Genomic DNA, 17,934 nt, shown 5'->3' on the forward strand with positions numbered 1-17,934 from the left:
ATCAATACCCAGAGTATTTGCGAAAAGATGAAGTGCCATGACACCTGAAACCGAGGCTGAACTTGCGGACATCGTTGCCGGCCTGGATGGCCCAGTGCATATTGCCGGAGGCGGCACGCGCGGCCTTGATGGGCCCGAGCCTGTGCTGAACCTGTCAGGACTGCACGGAATTACACAGTATGAGCCGGGCGCATTGACTCTGGTCGCGCATGCCGGGACTCCAGTGACTGAGATCGAAGCGGCTTTGGAGGCCGAGGGCCAGCAACTGGCGTTCGAGCCGATGGATCATCGCGGTTTGCTGGGCACCACGGGGGAACCGACAATCGGCGGTGTTGTCGCGGCCAACATCTCGGGGCCGCGTCGAATTCAGGCTGGCGCGTGCCGAGATTTCCTGTTGGGCGTACGTTATGTCGACGGGTTGGGGCAGGTGATCAAGAATGGCGGGCGGGTGATGAAGAATGTCACCGGTTACGATCTGGTCAAGCTCATGGCGGGTTCCTGGGGCACGCTAGGGGTGCTGTCCGAGGTCTCACTGAAAGTGCTGCCTAGACCTGAGATCGAGACCACTCTGGCAGTCGGGGCCGCTGATGTAGGAACCGCAGTTGATCTCATGTCCACTGCCCTGAAATCCCCCTTCGAGGTGAGCAGCGCAGCCTATGATCCACTGGGTGGGCAGGCGCTGTTGCGGATCGAAGGATTTGCCGACTCGGTTGCCTATCGGGTAGGTCGATTGCGCGAAATCCTTGGGGGCGAATGCACCGAGTTAGAGAATTCGAGGAACCGCTGGGTCGATCTGCGTGATCTGCGTGCGTTTAAGGATCTGCAAGGTGATGTCTGGCGCTTATCGGTGAAACCCGGCGATGCAGCCAGCCTTGCAGAACGGATAGACGCGGATCGAACCCTATTTGACTGGGGCGGGGGCTTGATCTGGGTATTGGTGCCAAAGGGCACCGATCTGCGTGCACGACTGGGTCACTTTGAAGGACATGCAACGCTGGTACGTGCAGAGGCTGACACCATTGTTGAATTTGGGCGGTTCCAACCGGAGAGCACGCAGATTCAGGCTCTAACAAAGGCAATTCGGAAGAGATTTGACCCTCGGAACGTGTTCAATCCGGGTCTGATGGGGTAGGCGATGCAGACGAAATTTACCGAAAAGCAGTTGCAAGACCCAGCGATTCAGCGATCCAACGAGATACTCCGAAATTGTGTTCACTGTGGTTTCTGTACAGCAACCTGCCCGACTTATCAGGTGCTAGGCGATGAGTTGGACAGCCCTCGCGGGCGCATCTATCTGATCAAGGACATGTTGGAGAATGAGCGTGTTCCGGACGAAAAGACTGTCAAGCATATCGATCGCTGCCTATCCTGCCTCGCCTGCATGACCACGTGCCCCTCGGGCGTGCATTACATGCACCTCGTGGACCACGCACGGGAATATATCGAAGACAACTACCAACGCCCGTTCTCGGATCGGGCTCTGCGCTGGATATTGACCAGAATCCTGCCTTATCCGGCTCGCTTTCGCTGGGCTCTAATCGGGGCAAAGCTGGGTCGTCCGTTCCGGTTTCTGATGCCGGATGCCCGGCTAAAGGCGATGCTGGACATGGCGCCGAGATATATTCCACCAGTCAGTCGCAATGATGACCCTCAGAGCTTTGCAGCAAAAGGCGCTAAGAAGAAACGCGTCGCCCTAATGACGGGCTGTGCGCAAAAAGCGCTGAACACCGACATCAACGACGCCACGATTCGCCTGCTGACCCGATTGGGCTGCGAGGTCGTTGTCGCCGAAGGTGCCAGCTGTTGTGGCGCATTAACCCATCACATGGGTAAAACCGGTGAAAGCCATGCGTCTGCTGCAGCCAATATCCGGGCTTGGACACGCGAAATGGATGGTGATGGTCTGGACGCGATCGTGATCAACACCTCGGGGTGTGGTACCACGGTCAAAGATTATGGGCACATGTTCCGCAGTGATCCGCTGGCGGCGGATGCGGGGCGTGTATCCGCCCTGGCGATGGATATCAGTGAGCTTTTGGTGCAGCTGGAGATGCCGGACAGCGACAAGAAAGAACTGGTTGTTGCCTACCACGCGGCGTGTTCATTGCAGCATGGGCAAAAGGTTACCTCTTATCCCAAGAACCTGCTGAAATCTGCTGGATTCACAGTGTTAGAGCCTAAAGATAGTCATTTGTGCTGTGGCAGTGCAGGAACCTACAACCTGATGCAGCCTGAGATTTCGGGTCAGTTGAAACAACGAAAAGTGCGCACGCTTGAGGCTAGGAATCCTGATGTTATCGCGGCAGGTAACATCGGATGCATGATGCAAATCGGCTCTGGGACTGACACGCCCGTTGTCCACACAGTCGAGTTGCTGGACTGGGCCACCGGAGGGCCGGAACCGCGCGCATTGCGCGGCGGCATGGCTGGGGTACCCCAACTGCGTTGATCGATTGCTGCACCCGCGCATCAGGTCCGGTTGAATTTCATCCAAGGGGCAATTGCCCTATTTTCGCCGCACCAACGGCATACGAATCTTGGTCGGACCCCATGACCGGAGACCCGCGTGCGCAACTGGATCACGGCTATTGTCTTCAGCTTGCTGCCCTTGGCAGGACAGGCGCAGGATACTGGGCTTAGGAGCCTGGAAACCACCGATGCTGGGCGCGAGTGGATGGCAGTTGGTCGGCTGGATATCGACGGCACCGGGTTTTGTACCGGATCGCTGATATCTCCGACTCTGGTACTGACGGCTGCGCATTGTCTGTACGACAAGACCACGAAACAGCGAATTAATCCGGCCCGGATAGAGTTTCTGGCCGGTTGGCGCCTCGGTTCCGCCTCGGCTTATCGTCCGGCGCGTCGAACAGTGGTTCACCCCGACTATGTTTATGAAGGCAATGTTTCAGCAACGCGGGTGCGTCATGATATTGCGCTGATCGAGCTGTGGCAGCCGATCCGCAACACCTCGGTCATTCCTTTCGAAACCGGACGCCGTCCTACCCGCGGTCAAGAGGTGGGGGTTGTCTCGTACGCGCATGACCGCGCCGAAGCGCCAGCATTGCAGGAAGTCTGTTCCGTCATTGGGCGACAGGCTGGAATTCTGGTTATGTCCTGCAACGTGGATTTCGGGGCATCCGGCGCGCCGATCTTTTCGTTTGACGGTGAGCGGCCCCGCATTGTGTCGGTCGTTGCAGCGAAGGCCGAATTGCAGGGTCAACGCGTTGCGCTGGGCACCGCCTTGGATGAATCGCTGGAATTGTTGCGGGCCGAGCTTTCGCAGGGGCGGGGTATGAACGCCACATTGGACAACAACACCAAAAACCTCGGAGCAAAGTTCCTTAAGCCATGATGCGTGTTTTTCTAAGTATCACCTTGCTTGTTTCTATTCTCGTAACTGCCGCGCAGGCCCAGACCAGTAGCAAGCGCCGACTGACGGATCGCGATGATCTGTATGGGTGGGAGGCGGTCGGACGTCTGGATATCGGCGAACAGGGCTTTTGCACCGGTACTTTGATCGCAAAGGACATCGTGCTGACAGCGGCGCATTGCGCTGTGAGCAAGGCCACTGGAAAACCCTATGCCCCCGGTGAATTGACCTTTCGCGCCGGTTTGAGCGACGGTCAGGCGCTTGCGGATCGCAAGGTCATCCAGATTGCGACCCATCCCGATTTTGTTGCCAATGCGCCGGTATCGGCGTCACGTGTTCGAATTGATGTGGCTCTAATGCGGCTAGAAGAGCCGGTTCCCTATTCGATTGCTGATCCGTTCGCCCTGCACAGCGGCCGCGTCAGCGACAGCGAAATCAGCGTCGCCTCGTATGGTCGCGGTCGGGCCGAGGCGATCACGCGCCAACGCTCTTGCCGCATCCTGCAACGCGGGCAGGGGCTGATCAGCTTTGATTGCGATATTACATTCGGTTCGTCGGGCTCCGCTATTTTAGCAAAAAAAGGCCCGCGTTGGCAGATCCTGTCGGTTGTTTCGGCGGGCGCATCGGATGGTCAACGCAAGATCGGCTACGGGATGGAGCTGTCGGGGATTGTCTCGGAACTCAAGGCGATATTGCGTCGTGACGCGCCCCGACCCACGGCAACAATCCGCAGATTGCAGCCGGGTTCAGCCAAGTCCAGTTCGGGTGCTAAATTCCTCAGCGCGGGCGGGTCTTGAACCCAGTCCTTTTACTTCCCATCTGAGTTTTACTGGATCGCCAAAGCTGGGGTCCGGCATAAATCACCGCCCGTCCATTTCGGAGGGCAATTTCGTGAATCGCTCAAAGATGAGGATACGACATGCGTACATTTGACTTCGCACCACTTCACCGCGCAACCATCGGTTTCGACCAGATTGCAGACATGATGGACCGGGTTTTGACCAATGACGTGGCTCAGCCCAGCTATCCCCCTTACAACATCGAAAAGACCGATGCTGATACCTACCGCATTTCGGTCGCTGTTGCAGGGTTTTCCGAGGCCGATCTGTCGGTTGAGGTAAAGGAAAATTCTCTGGTGGTTTCCGGCAAGAAAGCTTCGGACGAAAAAGAGCGCAGCTACCTGCACCGTGGCATCGCCACCCGCGCGTTCGAGCGCCGCTTTGCTCTGGCCGACCACGTTCGTGTCACCGGCGCGAGCCATGAAAACGGCATGCTGAACATCGATCTGAAGCGCGAAGTGCCAGAAGCGCTGAAACCGCGCCGGATCGAAATTTCGTCTGGCAAGGCCATTGAAAAGGACGTGGTTGACGCCAAAGCCGTGAACTGAGGCTGTTGATCACTTAGCGACAGTCCCGCCTCTCTGGATTGTCGCACCACACGCCCCGCGTTCCTCCAGGCGCGGGGCGAAGTTGTATCCATCGCAACAAGGACTTGGTGGGCAACACGTTTTCACGAAAATCTGGCAATAGTTTAGGTCGTCAGGCTAGTCTCTTCTGGAACACTTCAATGAACTGAATTTTGTTCACTGCCTACAGAGGGAGACGAAATAGATGCGAATGAAATCCGTTTTTGCCGCTATAGTCTGTGCCGTTGTTGCATCGACCACACTGACCGCGACACCAACCCGTGCCAACGATACCGGAGCGCTTATCGCTGGGGTCGCGTTGGGTGTGCTGGGAGCGTCGATCGCCAAACACCATCACAAGCACGGATCAAAATACCAGAAGCACCCGCACGTTTCGCCCGAGGAGAATGCGATCGGGCTTTGTATGCATCGGACCCACACCGCCATGAGCAATCAAGGCTACTATGCCGTCGATTTTGAGCGGACGCTTTCCTATACGACGAATTCTGATGGCATCGATCTGATTGATTTGGAGGTCGCGCGCTCAAAGGACAGCAATGATGCGCGGAGCCACATAAAAGCCCATTGCGCTATTCAAGATGATTCTGTGGTTAATTTCCGGTATTCGAACTACTGAGCTTGCCCATCGGCAGCTTCAACTTAAGAAAACCAAGCGCTTCTATTTTCCCTTCTGAAAACCAGCAGGCAATGTGTCTCGGCCTTGTCTCTGCGTCTATCTTTTTGGCGTCGAGTTTGTCACAGTCTTGGTGATTTGGAGACCCAAGGGGATGTAAATTGCCATAACATTCTCTATGTCATTGGATGATAAGAAGAATAGGGATAGCAGATGTCGAACCAGCAATTCGAAGCATTGATTCAAGAGACGCAACAGAAAGTCCGCGAAAGCCAGTCGCAGATTGAAGGCTTGACCTCACGGATCGAAGCGGCGCGTGCCAAGATCGGAACCGCAGAGGCAGATATCGACATTGAAAATGCCACTTTGGAAGATGTGCACGCCCATACCGAGGTGATGAACGCCAACATCGCTGAGCTGATCATGGGGCTCGACGACGTGACCAACGCGTTTTCCAAGGATTTCGACGAAATGCGTTCGAAAACCGGGTGGGAGTCGTTCGTCGGCATCTTCGCCAAGGCCAAATCCGAGTCCATGCGGCAGGAACGCATGCGCACCGCCAATATTGATGACAAGCTGCAGGACCTGATCGCCAAGTCCGATGTGATCGTAAAGTTGCTGGAAGGGCAGTTGTCGGTACTGGAGGAACAGCGCGTCAAGGTCGAAGACAACCTGACTGTCACTCTGGATGACCGTGAGGCTACGGTGGCCGAGTTGGAAGCACTGCGCGCCGAGATTCAGGGTATGGACCCAACGATCATTACTCTGGAAAACAAGATCAGCGTTGAACAGGACGCCGCCGCGCGCACCCAGCTAGAAACCGAACTGGCCGAGTTGAACAAGCAATACAACGCCAAGGTTCAGGAAGAGCAGGTCAAGTTGGCCAAATCCCAGACGCTGGAACGCTATATCGAAAAGGGCAAAACCTGGGTCGACTCACTGCAAAACCAGGCGGCGACGCAGATGGTGCTGATCAACAAGCTGCAGACAGACACGCAACAACGCGTGGTGCTGTATGATGCCCTGACCAAGTCTTTGAAAACCGCGCAGCAACAGGACGTGGCCCACCGCATCAACGAGATCGGCGTACAAACCGACCAAGAGGCTCAGACCGCCATGGCCGCCATCGGCACCGCGACCAACCAGAAAATGGCCGACATGCTTGAGGCACATGAGGACCACATGGTCTTTGCCCGCGACGTGCTGGAGAAAAAGGCCAAGGCGGATGAACGCTTTGCCCGCCGGTTCGCCTCGATTGTCGAGAAGCATGATAAGAATTTGTATGGGGGTTGAGGAAAGGGTCGGGAGTTACAATGAAAACAACGACTCTTTTGCTTGCGACGGTCCTGTTTCTGACGGCGCTAACATGCCTGGTAGTAGGTTTCGTGACTTATCAATCTGCAGGTTCCCCCAATTGGCAACTTGTTCAGATAGTTTCGGCTATTGGGTTGGGACTGCCGATATTCGTATGGCTTTGGGTTAGGATGGTCAACGTATTCTTCCCGCTACTTCTTTGGGTATCTTGGAAATACTTCTGTCTGATCGAATGGGCCTTCGGAATTCGAATTGGGGCTTGGTTCGGCAAGCAACTCATTGGCGATCCAATGATCCAAGGTAACGAAAGAGGATTCTGGCCTTTTTTGCATCGAGAAGTAGCGGGACCATTTGAGCCAAAAGAATCGCATGACTGACCCCACCCAAGACCATATCGGCCTGACCGACACCTTCGCTTCGCGCCGTTATTTCCGCAAATTCGAGGTGATCACCGTCCACCTCCTGCGCGTGGCCGCGACGATGGAGGCTGAGGGTGCCATCTCGAAGCAAGAGGTGCGGATCGTGTCGCGCTACCTCTCGGGGCTGCTCTACACCTTCCGGGCGCTCAGTATGAAATACCTGCTGGTCGGGCGCGATACGGGGCGGTTCTTTGGCAGCCTCGCCATGGACAAGCGCGACAGCGGATTTCCGGTTGCGGCCGAGCTGTTGACGATGGCCAATGACGCGCAGCAGGCGCAGGTGCATCTGGCGAATATGCCCTCCGAGGATGATCTGAAAACCGACATGGTCCGCACGATCATCGGTGATCAGGAGATCCCGACCAAGCTGCAATTCGCGCTGTCCCAAAGGCTCTATTATGAGGAATTGCTGAAGGGTCAGCTGTTCTGGGCCCGCAATGATCCCGAATGTCACTGGATCGGGAATGAGGGCGAACGGCGCAAGTTCATGATCCACTGGGCGGTCTATGACAGCCAGATCAACCTGCCGGTCATCTATCTGATGCAGTTGGAGGACAGCGGCAAAACCGCCCTTCCCAAAGACCAACGCCGCTGGCCCGAAGTGCAGGCGCATCTGATGGCGCAGTCTCTGGGCGGGTTGAAACTGGTGACCATAGCCAAAGGGTTCGATCAGGATTTCGACGACCTGCACCCCAAACACCTGCGCCGCATTCATGTGGGGCCAATGTATTCCTCGGCCTATACCGAACAATCCGGCCCCCTGCGGCAGGTGCTGGAGGATGCGCAATCTCCGCAAGGTCAGGATTGGGCGCTGGCCTGGACCACGGAAGAGCTGGAAAGCGAAGATGTGATCGAAGAGCGGGCCGGATGGTTCTCGACCGTCGAACGCGAGGTTTTTGCCTTGGATCCGTTCGGCGGGCAGGGGGCCGAAACCGGCGCTACCCGTACCCAGCGGTCGATCATCCTGCCCCAGCGTCCGTTTCAGGTGCTGGCCGAACGCAATCCGCTGGGTTTTGCCGATGTGCGCAAGTTCGTGGTCAGCAAGGCCGGACAGGTGTTGAGATATTGAGACCAGAGGCGGGCTGAAGCCCGCCCTACGTGATAAGAGTAGGCCGGGCTTCAGCCCGGCATTGCGAGGAAAAACATGAGTTTGACGTCAGATCAGATGGAATTGCGCGAAGACGACATTCGTAAGCACTATCCGGCAGCGACCGCTTTGCTGAGCGGTTTCGAGCACGCTCCGCGTATTGCCAAAGCGGTTGAAACGACTGTCGAACGATCCCCTGGTGTCTCTACCGGGCGGCGGTTTCGGTCGACGACGCCGGGTCTGGTGACACGCCGTACTGCCCGCAGGGACGGGGTGCATCTAGGCGAACGGATCGAAGCGTCAGATGACGGGGATACTCTGGTCTCGCCGCCACAGGCGACTTTGCAACAGGCGATACGACGTGCCATCGCAATCGCTCTGGCCGTGGCCGAGGCTTATGCGGAACAGACTCCGCTGGCGGATCTGAAGCGCGCGAATTTGGCCGGAGATCTACCTGCCGCCCGCAAGACCGAATTCTCGGAACTGCTGACTGCCGAGGCTCTGATCACCTCGCACACCTTCGGCAATGCGCTGGCGTACTTGATCTCCTCGCATCTGGGAGAGACCACTGTCGATATCGGTGAGATCGAAGAGGTCCTGACCGACAACGGCCAACTCGCCTTGCACGGCGCGCTGTGGGAGTTGGACCAGACCATTGCCAAACACGCCCCCGATGATGCCCAACTGATCGCGGCCACCAGCGCCTATGCCGAGCAATTGATGGAGAAAGCCGCCCTGCGCGCGCAATCGGCCGGCCATCTAGCCCCGTTCCAGAATGCCGCGTGGCATATCGAGGCCGATGACCTGACGATCCGAGGGTTTGAACCGGCCTCCAAGGCCAAATCCACCACTCTGACCATGACGTTCAAGAAACCGAACGAGGTGGTGGGCAACCATATCGCCAAGTATCAGGCCATGAAGCTGGCCAAGATGGTCATGGCCTATGATTTCGACCGCCGCCTGAACCCGTTCGCCGAGCTTGGCGGGTTCATCTTCACCTTCATGGGTGACGGTAAACCGGGCACCGGTAAAACCACGCTGATCCAGATGATGGCCGGGCTGATCAACGACTATTGCCAGAACGCGGGCTATCCGTTCCGCTACCAGAACCTGAGCACCGACAACATCGACAGCTATCAGGGCAAATCCGGCCAGAACGCCAAGGCATTCATAAATACGATCATCGACCCCTCGGTCATCGGTTTCGGCACAATCGACGATATCGACCAGCTTGCGGGCAAGCGCGGCGATCGGCAGTCGTCAGCCGGGCAGCTGGAAATCACCGCCGTGCTGATGGAGAGCTTTGCAGGCGCCAACACTGTCGTGCGCGGCAACTGCACCTTTGGCATGTTCTCGAACTACCCCGAGAATGTGGATGACGCCCTACGCCAGCGGGCGGGCGCGCGGTTTCTGGTGGACGGGCCGCAAACGCGCGAGGATTACATCGACATCCTGCACCTGCTGATGGGCCGCAACCACGACATCCCGCTGGGCGAGCACGAAGCCTATGCCGCGCAGGAAATCAAAAAGGCCGTCGCCGCCAGTTTCGAAAGTCATTCCCGCCCGCATGAGGACGCCTTGTTGCAGGTCTATGACCGGGTGTCCGGCGACATCGGCCAGATGGACACGATCGCTAAGCTAGGCACCTACCTCAAAGCGATCCAACAGGCGGATGAGCGGTTCACCGGCCGCGCCATCAAGAACATCACCGACGCGGTCAAGGTCCGCGCGATGGATTTCGAACTGCCCGACGAGTGGATGGAAAACCCCGACCTGTTCCTGTTCCGCGACTACGACACCAAGAAGGCGATGATCGACGACCTGCGCCAGCCGATCACGGTGGAAATGGTAATCCAGGAGATCAACCGCTACGCCGACAGCGAATTCCGCTATGCCGACAAGAGTGACGAGGTCGCCATCGAAAACGCAGTGCGTGAGATGGGTCGGATGGAAGAGGCCAAGCGGCGGTATCTGGAGGGGAAGGGGTGAATTATTTGATCGCTATAGGTCTGCCTCTTCTACTGAGCACTGTGGTTGCTATTCCAATAGGGTTCCGAGCCTATCGAACATCTCGTGCGGCTAAAGAAAGCGGAAAGAAATGTTTTCTTCCTTTCTTCGTATATGGCGCGGTTTGCGCTGTTCTGGCAATTCTTACCAGCTACACTTTGATGGATTTTTTTGTCGACCGATTTGCCGTGGACGTTGGCAACGCAAATCCCGCAGATGTAATGGTCTATTTTCAGCTACAGTTCTGGTTGATTGCAGTACCCCTTGGTTTCGCGATCATTTTTGCATTTGCAAAAGGACTGCGAGCATGAGTTTCGAATTCTTGGAGTACAGGTTTCTGTTTGAGAGTGATATCGCGGCGCAGCCGCGACGCGCCCGACCCGGCCCCCAGGGCGGGCGCGTTCCGCACCCACCCTCAGGCCGGGCGCATCGCTACCGTTGCGCGGGAAGGCAATTGTTATGATCCGCCTCATCGAAAAAGGCCTGATGTTCGGCAATCTCATCCACATCTCCAGCCCGGCTCTGGTCAAGCGGTATAACCGCGCGCTGCAGCATCTGACGGGCAAGACTACGGCGTTAACGGATTTCCATGTCGATATCTCGGGCTATTCGCCAGAGGTGGGGATTGAGCTGGAGGATGAGCTCTACCTCAACCCCAACGGGGTTAACCGGCAGTTCATCCTGCTGACGACCGAGCAGAAACGCGCGCCTTTGCTGAACGTCAAATTCTCGACCTCGCGCGATATCCTGCGCGAATTCATCGATATGAACGAGGCGCAACTGTTTGCCTTGACCGCCGCCGATGCGGTGGCCGGAGAGCTGGTGAACTCGGTCATCAAACTCAGCACGCCGCGCGACCTGTTGAACCTGAGCAAGATCGAGATCGAGGCCGACACCGCAGGCGGCACCCTACGCAAGGCCCAGCAGCTAGCGGGCATGGTCGAACGTTTCAAAACCGAAGAGGATGCATGGTTCGACGATGTGCTGATCGCCAAGATGATCGAAACGGCCAAGGAAACCGGCGACGTCACTCGCAATCCCGTTCGCCTGCGCCATACCGCATTCGAGCAGCGTAATTTCTGGACGGCACACTTTGGCGGGCTCTACCTGTTCTCGGATATGGATCACCCGGCGGCGATTTGCATGGGCGAAAAGCCTGACGATATGCCGATCAAATATGTCTTTGGCCCGTCGCAGCGGAACCAGATCGCAAAGTTTCTGGACTACAACGATCTGGTTGAACCGATTGTCAAAGCGCGCGGCGTGGATGCTGCTGCGATACTGCAGCAGAAAATGGACTTTCTGACCATTGCTGCCGCAGCAGATGCCGATGTCGATCTGACCGGGTTGGATCGCAGCGATATGCGCCGCCTCGCCCGCAACCACTCGGACCGGCTGCCCGAAGCCTATCACGGCCTCGCGCAACTGTTGCGCTGGGCGACGGATGGCGGGCGCTGGCCACGCATCACCTCGGATCATCCCGCTTATTTCTACACATTGCGCGCAGCCGATACGCCGAACCGCGATCTGGTGAATATGCTGTTGACCGAATTGGCTCCGCTGGATCCGCGGCAGATGTTCATCTGCCACAAGGAATTGTTTTATAGTACTTACAGGACCTGGCCCGAGACCAAGAAAGCCTATGTTGCCGACTTCCTTGCCCGCGAGTATCAGGTGGACAAGGCAGGCGCGCGGGCGGCTCTATTTGGTCATGAACCGGACATGACCGGCAATGACCGGGTCAGCGAAACAGTGATCGCACGGGTCGGCCCTTGGGGCGCGGTCAGGAGAGATTAAGATGTTCGGAGCGATGCGCCTGTTTCTGATCCTGCTGGTGATCCAGACGATTGCCTATTTCGCGCTGTCCTTTTATTCGCGAGGAGTTAGGCGGCGAAAGTTGGAGACGTGGTGGGACGAAAAGGGCAAAACCGGTAACAAAGAAGCGTTTGTTGCGCGTGGTTTGCACGTCTACGACAACTCATTCCGGCGCAAACTGATTTTGGGTGTCTATATTGTACCTTGGGTGGCGATTGGCGCGCTGATCTACATCGTGAATTACATGTGAGGGTTAAGGCATGGCCTATGTGAAATGGGCGTTCATTATCATCTTCTGGGGCACGATCGCCGTGATCTTGCAGTATTCCCTACCGCAGCACGATGTGGTGCGGATCGTCAACACCTATGAGGAACGTCAGGACCTGACGGACTGGACGCGAATTTTCTGGTCCGAGCCTGAAGATCAATCCACCAGCCTGTCAAACCGCGATGTACAGTTCATTCAGGCCGTACGCGCCAACGGGAAGCCCATTGTCTATCGCAACGAAGACACCGGTTGGGGCTGGCCGCCTTATTTCAAGTTCGACACTGCGAATCTTTACACCGAGGCCAACGATGCCAAGTCGACCAAAGATAACCCCGATTGGGTGGTCGTAACGCATTACGGCTGGCGCAATGAGTTCATGTCGATTTTTCCCAACGCAATTTTCATCCGGCATGTCGAGGGGCCGGATGTCCGCATCATCCCGTGGTTCAATATCGTCTTCCTAACTGTGTTTGCTGCGCTGGTTTGGGCCATCTGGGTTCGATGGCGGCGGTTTCGGCAAAAGAAGATCGATCCTGTTTTGGAGAACATGGAAGATGGTCTTTACGCCGCTGGTGATGCAATAGATGAAAAGCGCAAGGGCTTTCGCCGCTGGCTGGACAGTTGGAAATCCAAGTAAAGTGGTACACCAAAAGGCGTGCGCTGTGGTCTGACTGCTCATCTCACGATGAACTCTGCATGAAGTGCCCCGGCAGCTTTGATGGTTTTCAGGATGTCGATCATATCGCGTGGCGACACGCCCAAGGCGTTCAACCCGGCGACCACTTCGGACAAGGTGGTTGCCTCGGGGATTTCTGCAAGCCCCGTTCCTTCTTCCTCTTCGATCCCAGCGTAGGTGCGCGGAACAACGACTGTTTCGCCTCGCGCAAACGGATTTGGCTGAACAGCAATCGGGGCTTCCTCGACTGTGAGGGTCAAGTTGCCCTGCGATACCGCGACGCGTGAAATCCTGACGTCCCGACCCATAACAATTGTGCCGGATCTCTGATCCACCACGACGCGGGCCTTGCTTTCGGGTTCGACCAGTATGTTTTCAATACGTCCAATCGCATGCGCGGTTGATACGGCCCGCGTCGCCTCAATGCTCAACTCCACAGTGCCGGAATCGCGCATGAGTGCGACGGCGCGGTTGAATTCTCTGTTGATGGCGGCCTCAATGCGGCTTGCGGTCGTGAAATCCGGTTCTCTCAGCGCCAGTCTGAATTGAGTCAAATCAGCAAGCTGAAAATCGATCTCGCGCTCCACACGCGCGCCCGAGGGTATGACGCCCGATGTCGGCACCCCGCTTACAACCGACGCTGCTTCGCCTTCAACCGCAGCGCCTCCGGCTAGCACTGTCCCTTGCGCCACGGCATAAATCTGACCATCTGCTGCATTCAGGGGTGTCATGATCAATGTCCCCCCAAGAAGTCCTTTGGAATCTCCAATGGCAGAGACGGTGACGTCAATCTGACCGCCGACGCGCGCGAAGGGTGGTAGGGTGGCGGTGACCAAAACGGCGGCGACGTTTTTGGGGCGAAAATCTTCGCCATTCACGTTTACACCCAGCCGTTCGAGAATGTTGGACATAATCTCTTCGGTGAACGGAGAATTGCGCAAGCCGTCGCCGGTGCCATTCAGGCCAACCACAAGGCCGTAGCCAACCAGATCATTGCCGCGGACACCGTCGAAATCCACCAGATCTTTCAGGCGTATTGCCCCGGCATTGGCAATGCACGGTAAGACTATCAAAAGGAATGCGAGTATCTTCATCTTAAGAAATTCACCAGTGACAGGTTGGCATTGCGAACGGTCACGGAATACAGACTCTCCAGTTGGAACTGCACGGTTTGCAACTGTGCCGCAGTCTCATAGGGATCTGCAGCGATCAACGCATTGCGCGCATGCTCAGCGCTGGTCTTTGCGGCGGCGTTGCGCGTTGCGGCTTGCTCCACACGCGCCTCAGCCGCGCCGACCTGGGCGCGCAAATTGACCGTCGCATCCTGTGTATTGGCCAGCTCAACACCAAGCTGCGTGAACATTGCGGTTCGTAGATCAGGCGTCCATCCAAGCGCATCATTTGTGGCCAGAGCCGCAACCGCAACATCGCGCAAAGCGTCCTTGAGCGCGGGGTCTGTCGCAATGATCGGAAGCGTGATCCGCTCGTTCTCGGAAATCTGCATCGGAGCCAAGGTGCCCGTACCACCTTGATATATCACCGCATCAAATCCGGCGGGGTCGTTGAACCAATCCTCAGCGGCCTGTTGGATATCTGTTAGGGAGGTCAGCCCTATCAATTCGGCCTGCAGCGCTGTCAATAATGTTTCAGCGGAGGTCAGAGGTGAGACGTCAGTCGATGTTCCAGAATACAGGCTGCGCCCTCCCGCCCGCGTATTCAGGGCTGAGATCATTGTGTCGAGCTCATTTCGTGCCTGAACCGATGCTTGTTCATGTGTCACGGTCTGGTTCGCCGTGCCGAATGATAGCAGCGACGCTGACATCTCGGCGACCGAGCCGCTTAGCGTTGTCAAGCTCAATTGCATTGCGTCCGTGAATAGCTGCGCCTCGGCGGTGGCGATGGAAAGCGCGTCCAACCGTTCCAGGCTGCGATCTAGATCCAGTAGGTGCGAGTAATCACCACCAAGACGACCCGAGATATCCTGTACCTTGCCGGTGGACATCTCATACGACAGTGTTTCGATTTGTGATTTGATCTCGGCGCTGCGAGTTCTGAGGGTAAGGCCGCGGGCCAGATCCCCGATCGAATTCAGTGTCATGTTCATAACCTCAACAGGGTATCCATCAGTTCATCCACGACAGCGACGATGCGTGCGTTTGCGGCATAGGCCTGCTCGATCTGCATCAAGCGCTGCAGTTCCGCGTCACTGTCAACACCTTGCTCCGCGACGACTTTTTGCATTTCCAGCTGCGCGTTTGCTGCAAAACTGCTGCGCTGGTCAGCTGTGTGTGCGTTTGCCCCGGCTTTGGAAAGCAACGCCTCGGCGATCTCGGCCGCGCGCATCGTGCCTGTCCCAAATCCCACGCTGGGGGCCGGGCGTGAGTCGGTCAGAACGGCCCCAAATGCTTGCAACTGGCTGGCATCACCCGGCGCACCGGGGGTCAAAGCCTCCAGACCCGCGCGCAGTTTCCAGCTGTCACCCCCTGCATCCGGGTCGACCACAACATTTAGTGAGATGCGCGACGCAAGACCGGTTTCAGAAACCGGATCAAAGCGGCTGCCGTCATCCGTGAAGACGCCCGGATCGGTCGCGGCAGCGGTCGGGTCCAACCCGGTGGTTTCAAACCGCTCGATTAGGTCGCGGGCGACGGCGTCCAGATCGGCTTGCGCTTCGACGGTTAGTTCGTCGCGGACCGAGAACTGGGCCATCAATGCGCCGCCTCGGATTTGGGCGAACTCTCCGCTCACGCGAACGGGTCGGCCGTTGATCTCAAGCCCGGACAGCAACCCGTTGCCAACGGTCATATGCGGCATGGTATCGCCTGTGGTCGAGAACGAAAACTCGGCCGCGGTTCCTTCCAGCAGGATCAACCCGCCATCGGAATAGAGGGAAATCTGATCATTATCGCGCGCGATCGCGTTGACAGGCACCAACTCGTTGACTTGATCGACCAGAATCTGACGATGATCCAACAGCGCGCCAATATCACCGCCCGAATTGCGGACAGCGGGGATACGAGCATTCAGTTTCTCGATGTCTTTCAGAGTCTGATTCAGCGTATCGACCTGTTTGCCTATCGTGCGATCCGCATCGGATCGCATTTGCCGCACCCCTTCGGACGCTGTATTGAGCGCTGTGCTCAATGTACCGCCTGCACGGGCGGCATGATCCAACCGTTGGGCTGAGCCGGGCAGGCTTGCAGCTGTAATCAGGCTGCTTTCGAATTGGGCCAGTCTGGCCGAGATCGAAGTGGCATCGTCGGCTGCCCCCAACAGTTTCTCGTAACCTGAATGAAATTGCGCCACGGTTTTGGCTGCCATCAGGTCTGCATCGGTCGCACGGCGGTTTGCGATCAGTACCGGATCCTGGTGCCGAGTGATACCAACGACACGAACGCCATTACCGGAAACTGTGCTGGTCGCCAGTTCAAGCGATCTGCGGGCATATCCCGGGGTCAACGCGTTGGCGATGTTTCCTGAAACCACCGCCGCACCACGGCTGGCTGCGCTCAGCCCGCCCAGAGCGTTGTTCAGTGCTGTCGACATATTCATCGGACGCATCCCTTTCGTTGATCAATCATCAGATCAGCGTTTGATATTAGTGGTTTCCTGCAGCATCTCATCCACAGTCTGAATGACCTTGGCGCTTGAGGAATAGGCCCGCTGGGTCTGGATCATTGAGGTCAACTCGGTGGCGACATCGGTGGTCGATTCCTCGCGTGCAAAAGAAACAAGATCTCCTGTTGGACCTTCACCCGCGTTCCATAAGAAAAAGGTGCCGCTGTCACGCGAGGGGGCATAGGTCTGACTGTCCAACGCCGTCAGACCGTTTGGATTCGGTACATCGGCCAGTGGAATCTGGAACATCCGGCGGCTGACCCCAGTATCATAGAAAGCATAGACATAGCCGTTCTCATCAACCTGTACGCTTGTCATCGTGCCAACGGCCGAACCATCGCGTGTGATCGAAACCGGAGCAAAGGTATCGGAAAGCTGTGTAATGCCGTCCGCATCGCCGATCTGGCCGATGTTGATCTCCATCGGTCCGCCGGCGACGTTGACGACAACGCTGCCGTTTGCCGGGTCATAGGCACCGCCGGTCACGGCGGTGACGCTGGCTAGTGTACCACCGGCTGTACGGCTATCGGTGAAGGTCAGGGTATATTCTCCGATGACAGCGCCGCCCGAGGCTGAATCGCGCAATGTCATGGTCCATTCATTGCTGCTGCCGGTTGCAGGAACGGTGGGGACCAATTCGATATCGACGCTTTCAGACTTGCCCAAATTGTCAAAATACTCGACCGACAAGGGCTGCGTGTCACCCGGAGCACCGGCGTCGGTCGCTGTTGCAGGCAGGTTCATCCGCAGGTTCATGGATGTTGTGGGGGCGCCCGAAAGTTGATTAACGCTTAGCTGAATGGGTTCCAGAGCGGCGGGCGTATCCCTCGGGACGCTGGGGATCGAGCCATCTGGATTGGCACGCCAGCCAAGAAGTACAAGGCCGGATTGTGTGACCAGATACCCCTCCTCATTGGTGCGGAATGAGCCTGTCGTGGTCAGCAGCATCTCATTTGAACCTGACGCGATCTGCGAACTGGGATGGACAGGCAGCATGCCTCTACCGCGCACGGCCAGATCGGTTGAATTGTTGGTGGTTACCAGCGATCCGCGCTGATCTATCAGGCGTTGGCTGGTGGTTCTGACCCCGCCTGCCGAATAGCTGCCGCCCTGACCAGATGTGACCATGGAGTGAAAGTCGGTCTCGACCCTTTTATAGCCAAATGTCGATGAATTGGCGATGTTGTCAGAGATCGTGGCCAGCCTGTTGGCGTTGGCCTTCAACGCTGCCACACCGGCATTCAGCGAAGAGGATATGGTCATCGGTACGCCCTTTTGTTGCGTCATTCGTTGATGCAACACGTACCGCACTGGCCCTTAA

The 17,934-nt window shown here is 57.0% G+C and carries 18 protein-coding genes; 14 read left to right on the top strand and 4 right to left on the bottom strand.

The genetic code is table 11. The features are described from left to right. The first annotated feature begins 37 nt into the window (after positions 1-37). From ACR0MJ_RS19400 to ACR0MJ_RS19465, 14 genes are all read left to right on the top strand, one after another. A complete protein-coding gene (locus ACR0MJ_RS19400; protein ID WP_170736840.1) occupies positions 38-1,132 on the top strand; it encodes an FAD-binding protein in 1,095 nt (364 codons plus the stop codon). A gap of 3 nt (positions 1,133-1,135) precedes the next feature. Next, positions 1,136-2,449, top strand: a complete 1,314-nt coding sequence (gene glcF / locus ACR0MJ_RS19405; RefSeq protein WP_480762223.1) for a glycolate oxidase subunit GlcF — start codon at positions 1,136-1,138, stop codon at positions 2,447-2,449. 117 nt (positions 2,450-2,566) lie between these two features. Further along, complete coding sequence (locus ACR0MJ_RS19410) at positions 2,567-3,352, top strand: trypsin-like serine peptidase (RefSeq protein ID WP_480762224.1); 786 nt, start codon at positions 2,567-2,569, stop codon at positions 3,350-3,352. Further along, complete coding sequence (locus ACR0MJ_RS19415) at positions 3,349-4,167, top strand: trypsin-like serine peptidase (protein WP_480762225.1); 819 nt, start codon at positions 3,349-3,351, stop codon at positions 4,165-4,167. The genes ACR0MJ_RS19410 and ACR0MJ_RS19415 overlap by 4 nt, the downstream gene beginning before the upstream one ends. A gap of 122 nt (positions 4,168-4,289) precedes the next feature. Further along, complete coding sequence (locus ACR0MJ_RS19420) at positions 4,290-4,757, top strand: Hsp20 family protein (RefSeq protein ID WP_170395206.1); 468 nt, start codon at positions 4,290-4,292, stop codon at positions 4,755-4,757. Positions 4,758-4,980: 223 nt separating this feature from the next. Beyond that, positions 4,981-5,412, top strand: a complete 432-nt coding sequence (locus tag ACR0MJ_RS19425) for a hypothetical protein (RefSeq protein ID WP_480762226.1) — start codon at positions 4,981-4,983, stop codon at positions 5,410-5,412. Between the two features lie 210 nt (positions 5,413-5,622). Then, on the top strand, positions 5,623-6,702 hold the full coding sequence (locus ACR0MJ_RS19430) for a coiled-coil domain-containing protein (RefSeq protein WP_170423295.1): 1,080 nt from the start codon (positions 5,623-5,625) through the stop codon (positions 6,700-6,702). Positions 6,703-6,722: 20 nt separating this feature from the next. Beyond that, positions 6,723-7,100, top strand: a complete 378-nt coding sequence (locus tag ACR0MJ_RS19435) for a hypothetical protein (protein ID WP_480615160.1) — start codon at positions 6,723-6,725, stop codon at positions 7,098-7,100. Continuing rightward, entirely contained in the window at positions 7,093-8,211 is a 1,119-nt protein-coding gene (locus tag ACR0MJ_RS19440; protein WP_480762227.1) for a hypothetical protein, read from the top strand. Before ACR0MJ_RS19435 ends, ACR0MJ_RS19440 begins: the two co-directional genes overlap by 8 nt. Before the next feature lie 75 nt (positions 8,212-8,286). After that, positions 8,287-10,218: an AAA family ATPase gene (locus ACR0MJ_RS19445; protein ID WP_480762228.1), complete on the top strand. Its 1,932-nt coding sequence runs from the start codon at positions 8,287-8,289 to the stop codon at positions 10,216-10,218. Beyond that, positions 10,215-10,547 (top strand): hypothetical protein, encoded by a 333-nt coding sequence (locus ACR0MJ_RS19450; RefSeq protein WP_170408696.1) that lies wholly within the window; start codon positions 10,215-10,217, stop codon positions 10,545-10,547. The genes ACR0MJ_RS19445 and ACR0MJ_RS19450 overlap by 4 nt, the downstream gene beginning before the upstream one ends. Positions 10,548-10,695: 148 nt before the next feature. Further along, on the top strand, positions 10,696-12,033 hold the full coding sequence (locus ACR0MJ_RS19455; RefSeq protein WP_480762229.1) for a DUF6638 family protein: 1,338 nt from the start codon (positions 10,696-10,698) through the stop codon (positions 12,031-12,033). Between the two features lies 1 nt (position 12,034). After that, positions 12,035-12,301, top strand: coding sequence for a hypothetical protein (locus tag ACR0MJ_RS19460; RefSeq protein ID WP_170395242.1), 267 nt, complete (start codon positions 12,035-12,037; stop codon positions 12,299-12,301). Between the two features lie 10 nt (positions 12,302-12,311). Next, positions 12,312-12,956, top strand: coding sequence for a DUF1523 family protein (locus tag ACR0MJ_RS19465; protein WP_170395244.1), 645 nt, complete (start codon positions 12,312-12,314; stop codon positions 12,954-12,956). Between the two features lie 38 nt (positions 12,957-12,994). Here the strand turns inward: ACR0MJ_RS19465 and ACR0MJ_RS19470 are convergent, their stop codons facing one another. From ACR0MJ_RS19470 to ACR0MJ_RS19485, 4 genes are read right to left on the bottom strand one after another with little or no spacing between them, the layout of a single operon-like run. Next, positions 12,995-14,089: a flagellar basal body P-ring protein FlgI gene (locus ACR0MJ_RS19470; RefSeq protein WP_170395247.1), complete on the bottom strand. Its 1,095-nt coding sequence runs from the start codon at positions 14,087-14,089 to the stop codon at positions 12,995-12,997. Then, on the bottom strand, positions 14,086-15,093 hold the full coding sequence (locus ACR0MJ_RS19475) for a flagellin (protein WP_480762230.1): 1,008 nt from the start codon (positions 15,091-15,093) through the stop codon (positions 14,086-14,088). The genes ACR0MJ_RS19470 and ACR0MJ_RS19475 overlap by 4 nt, the downstream gene beginning before the upstream one ends. A gap of 2 nt (positions 15,094-15,095) precedes the next feature. Continuing rightward, positions 15,096-16,547 carry a flagellar hook-associated protein FlgK gene (flgK, locus tag ACR0MJ_RS19480; RefSeq protein WP_480762231.1) on the bottom strand — a complete coding sequence of 484 codons (1,452 nt, stop codon included), beginning with the start codon at positions 16,545-16,547 and terminating at the stop codon, positions 15,096-15,098. Between the two features lie 33 nt (positions 16,548-16,580). Next, positions 16,581-17,876 carry a flagellar hook protein FlgE gene (locus ACR0MJ_RS19485; RefSeq protein WP_480762232.1) on the bottom strand — a complete coding sequence of 432 codons (1,296 nt, stop codon included), beginning with the start codon at positions 17,874-17,876 and terminating at the stop codon, positions 16,581-16,583. Between the last annotated feature and the right edge of the window lie 58 nt (positions 17,877-17,934).

Source organism: Ruegeria sp. C6, assembly GCF_056537625.1.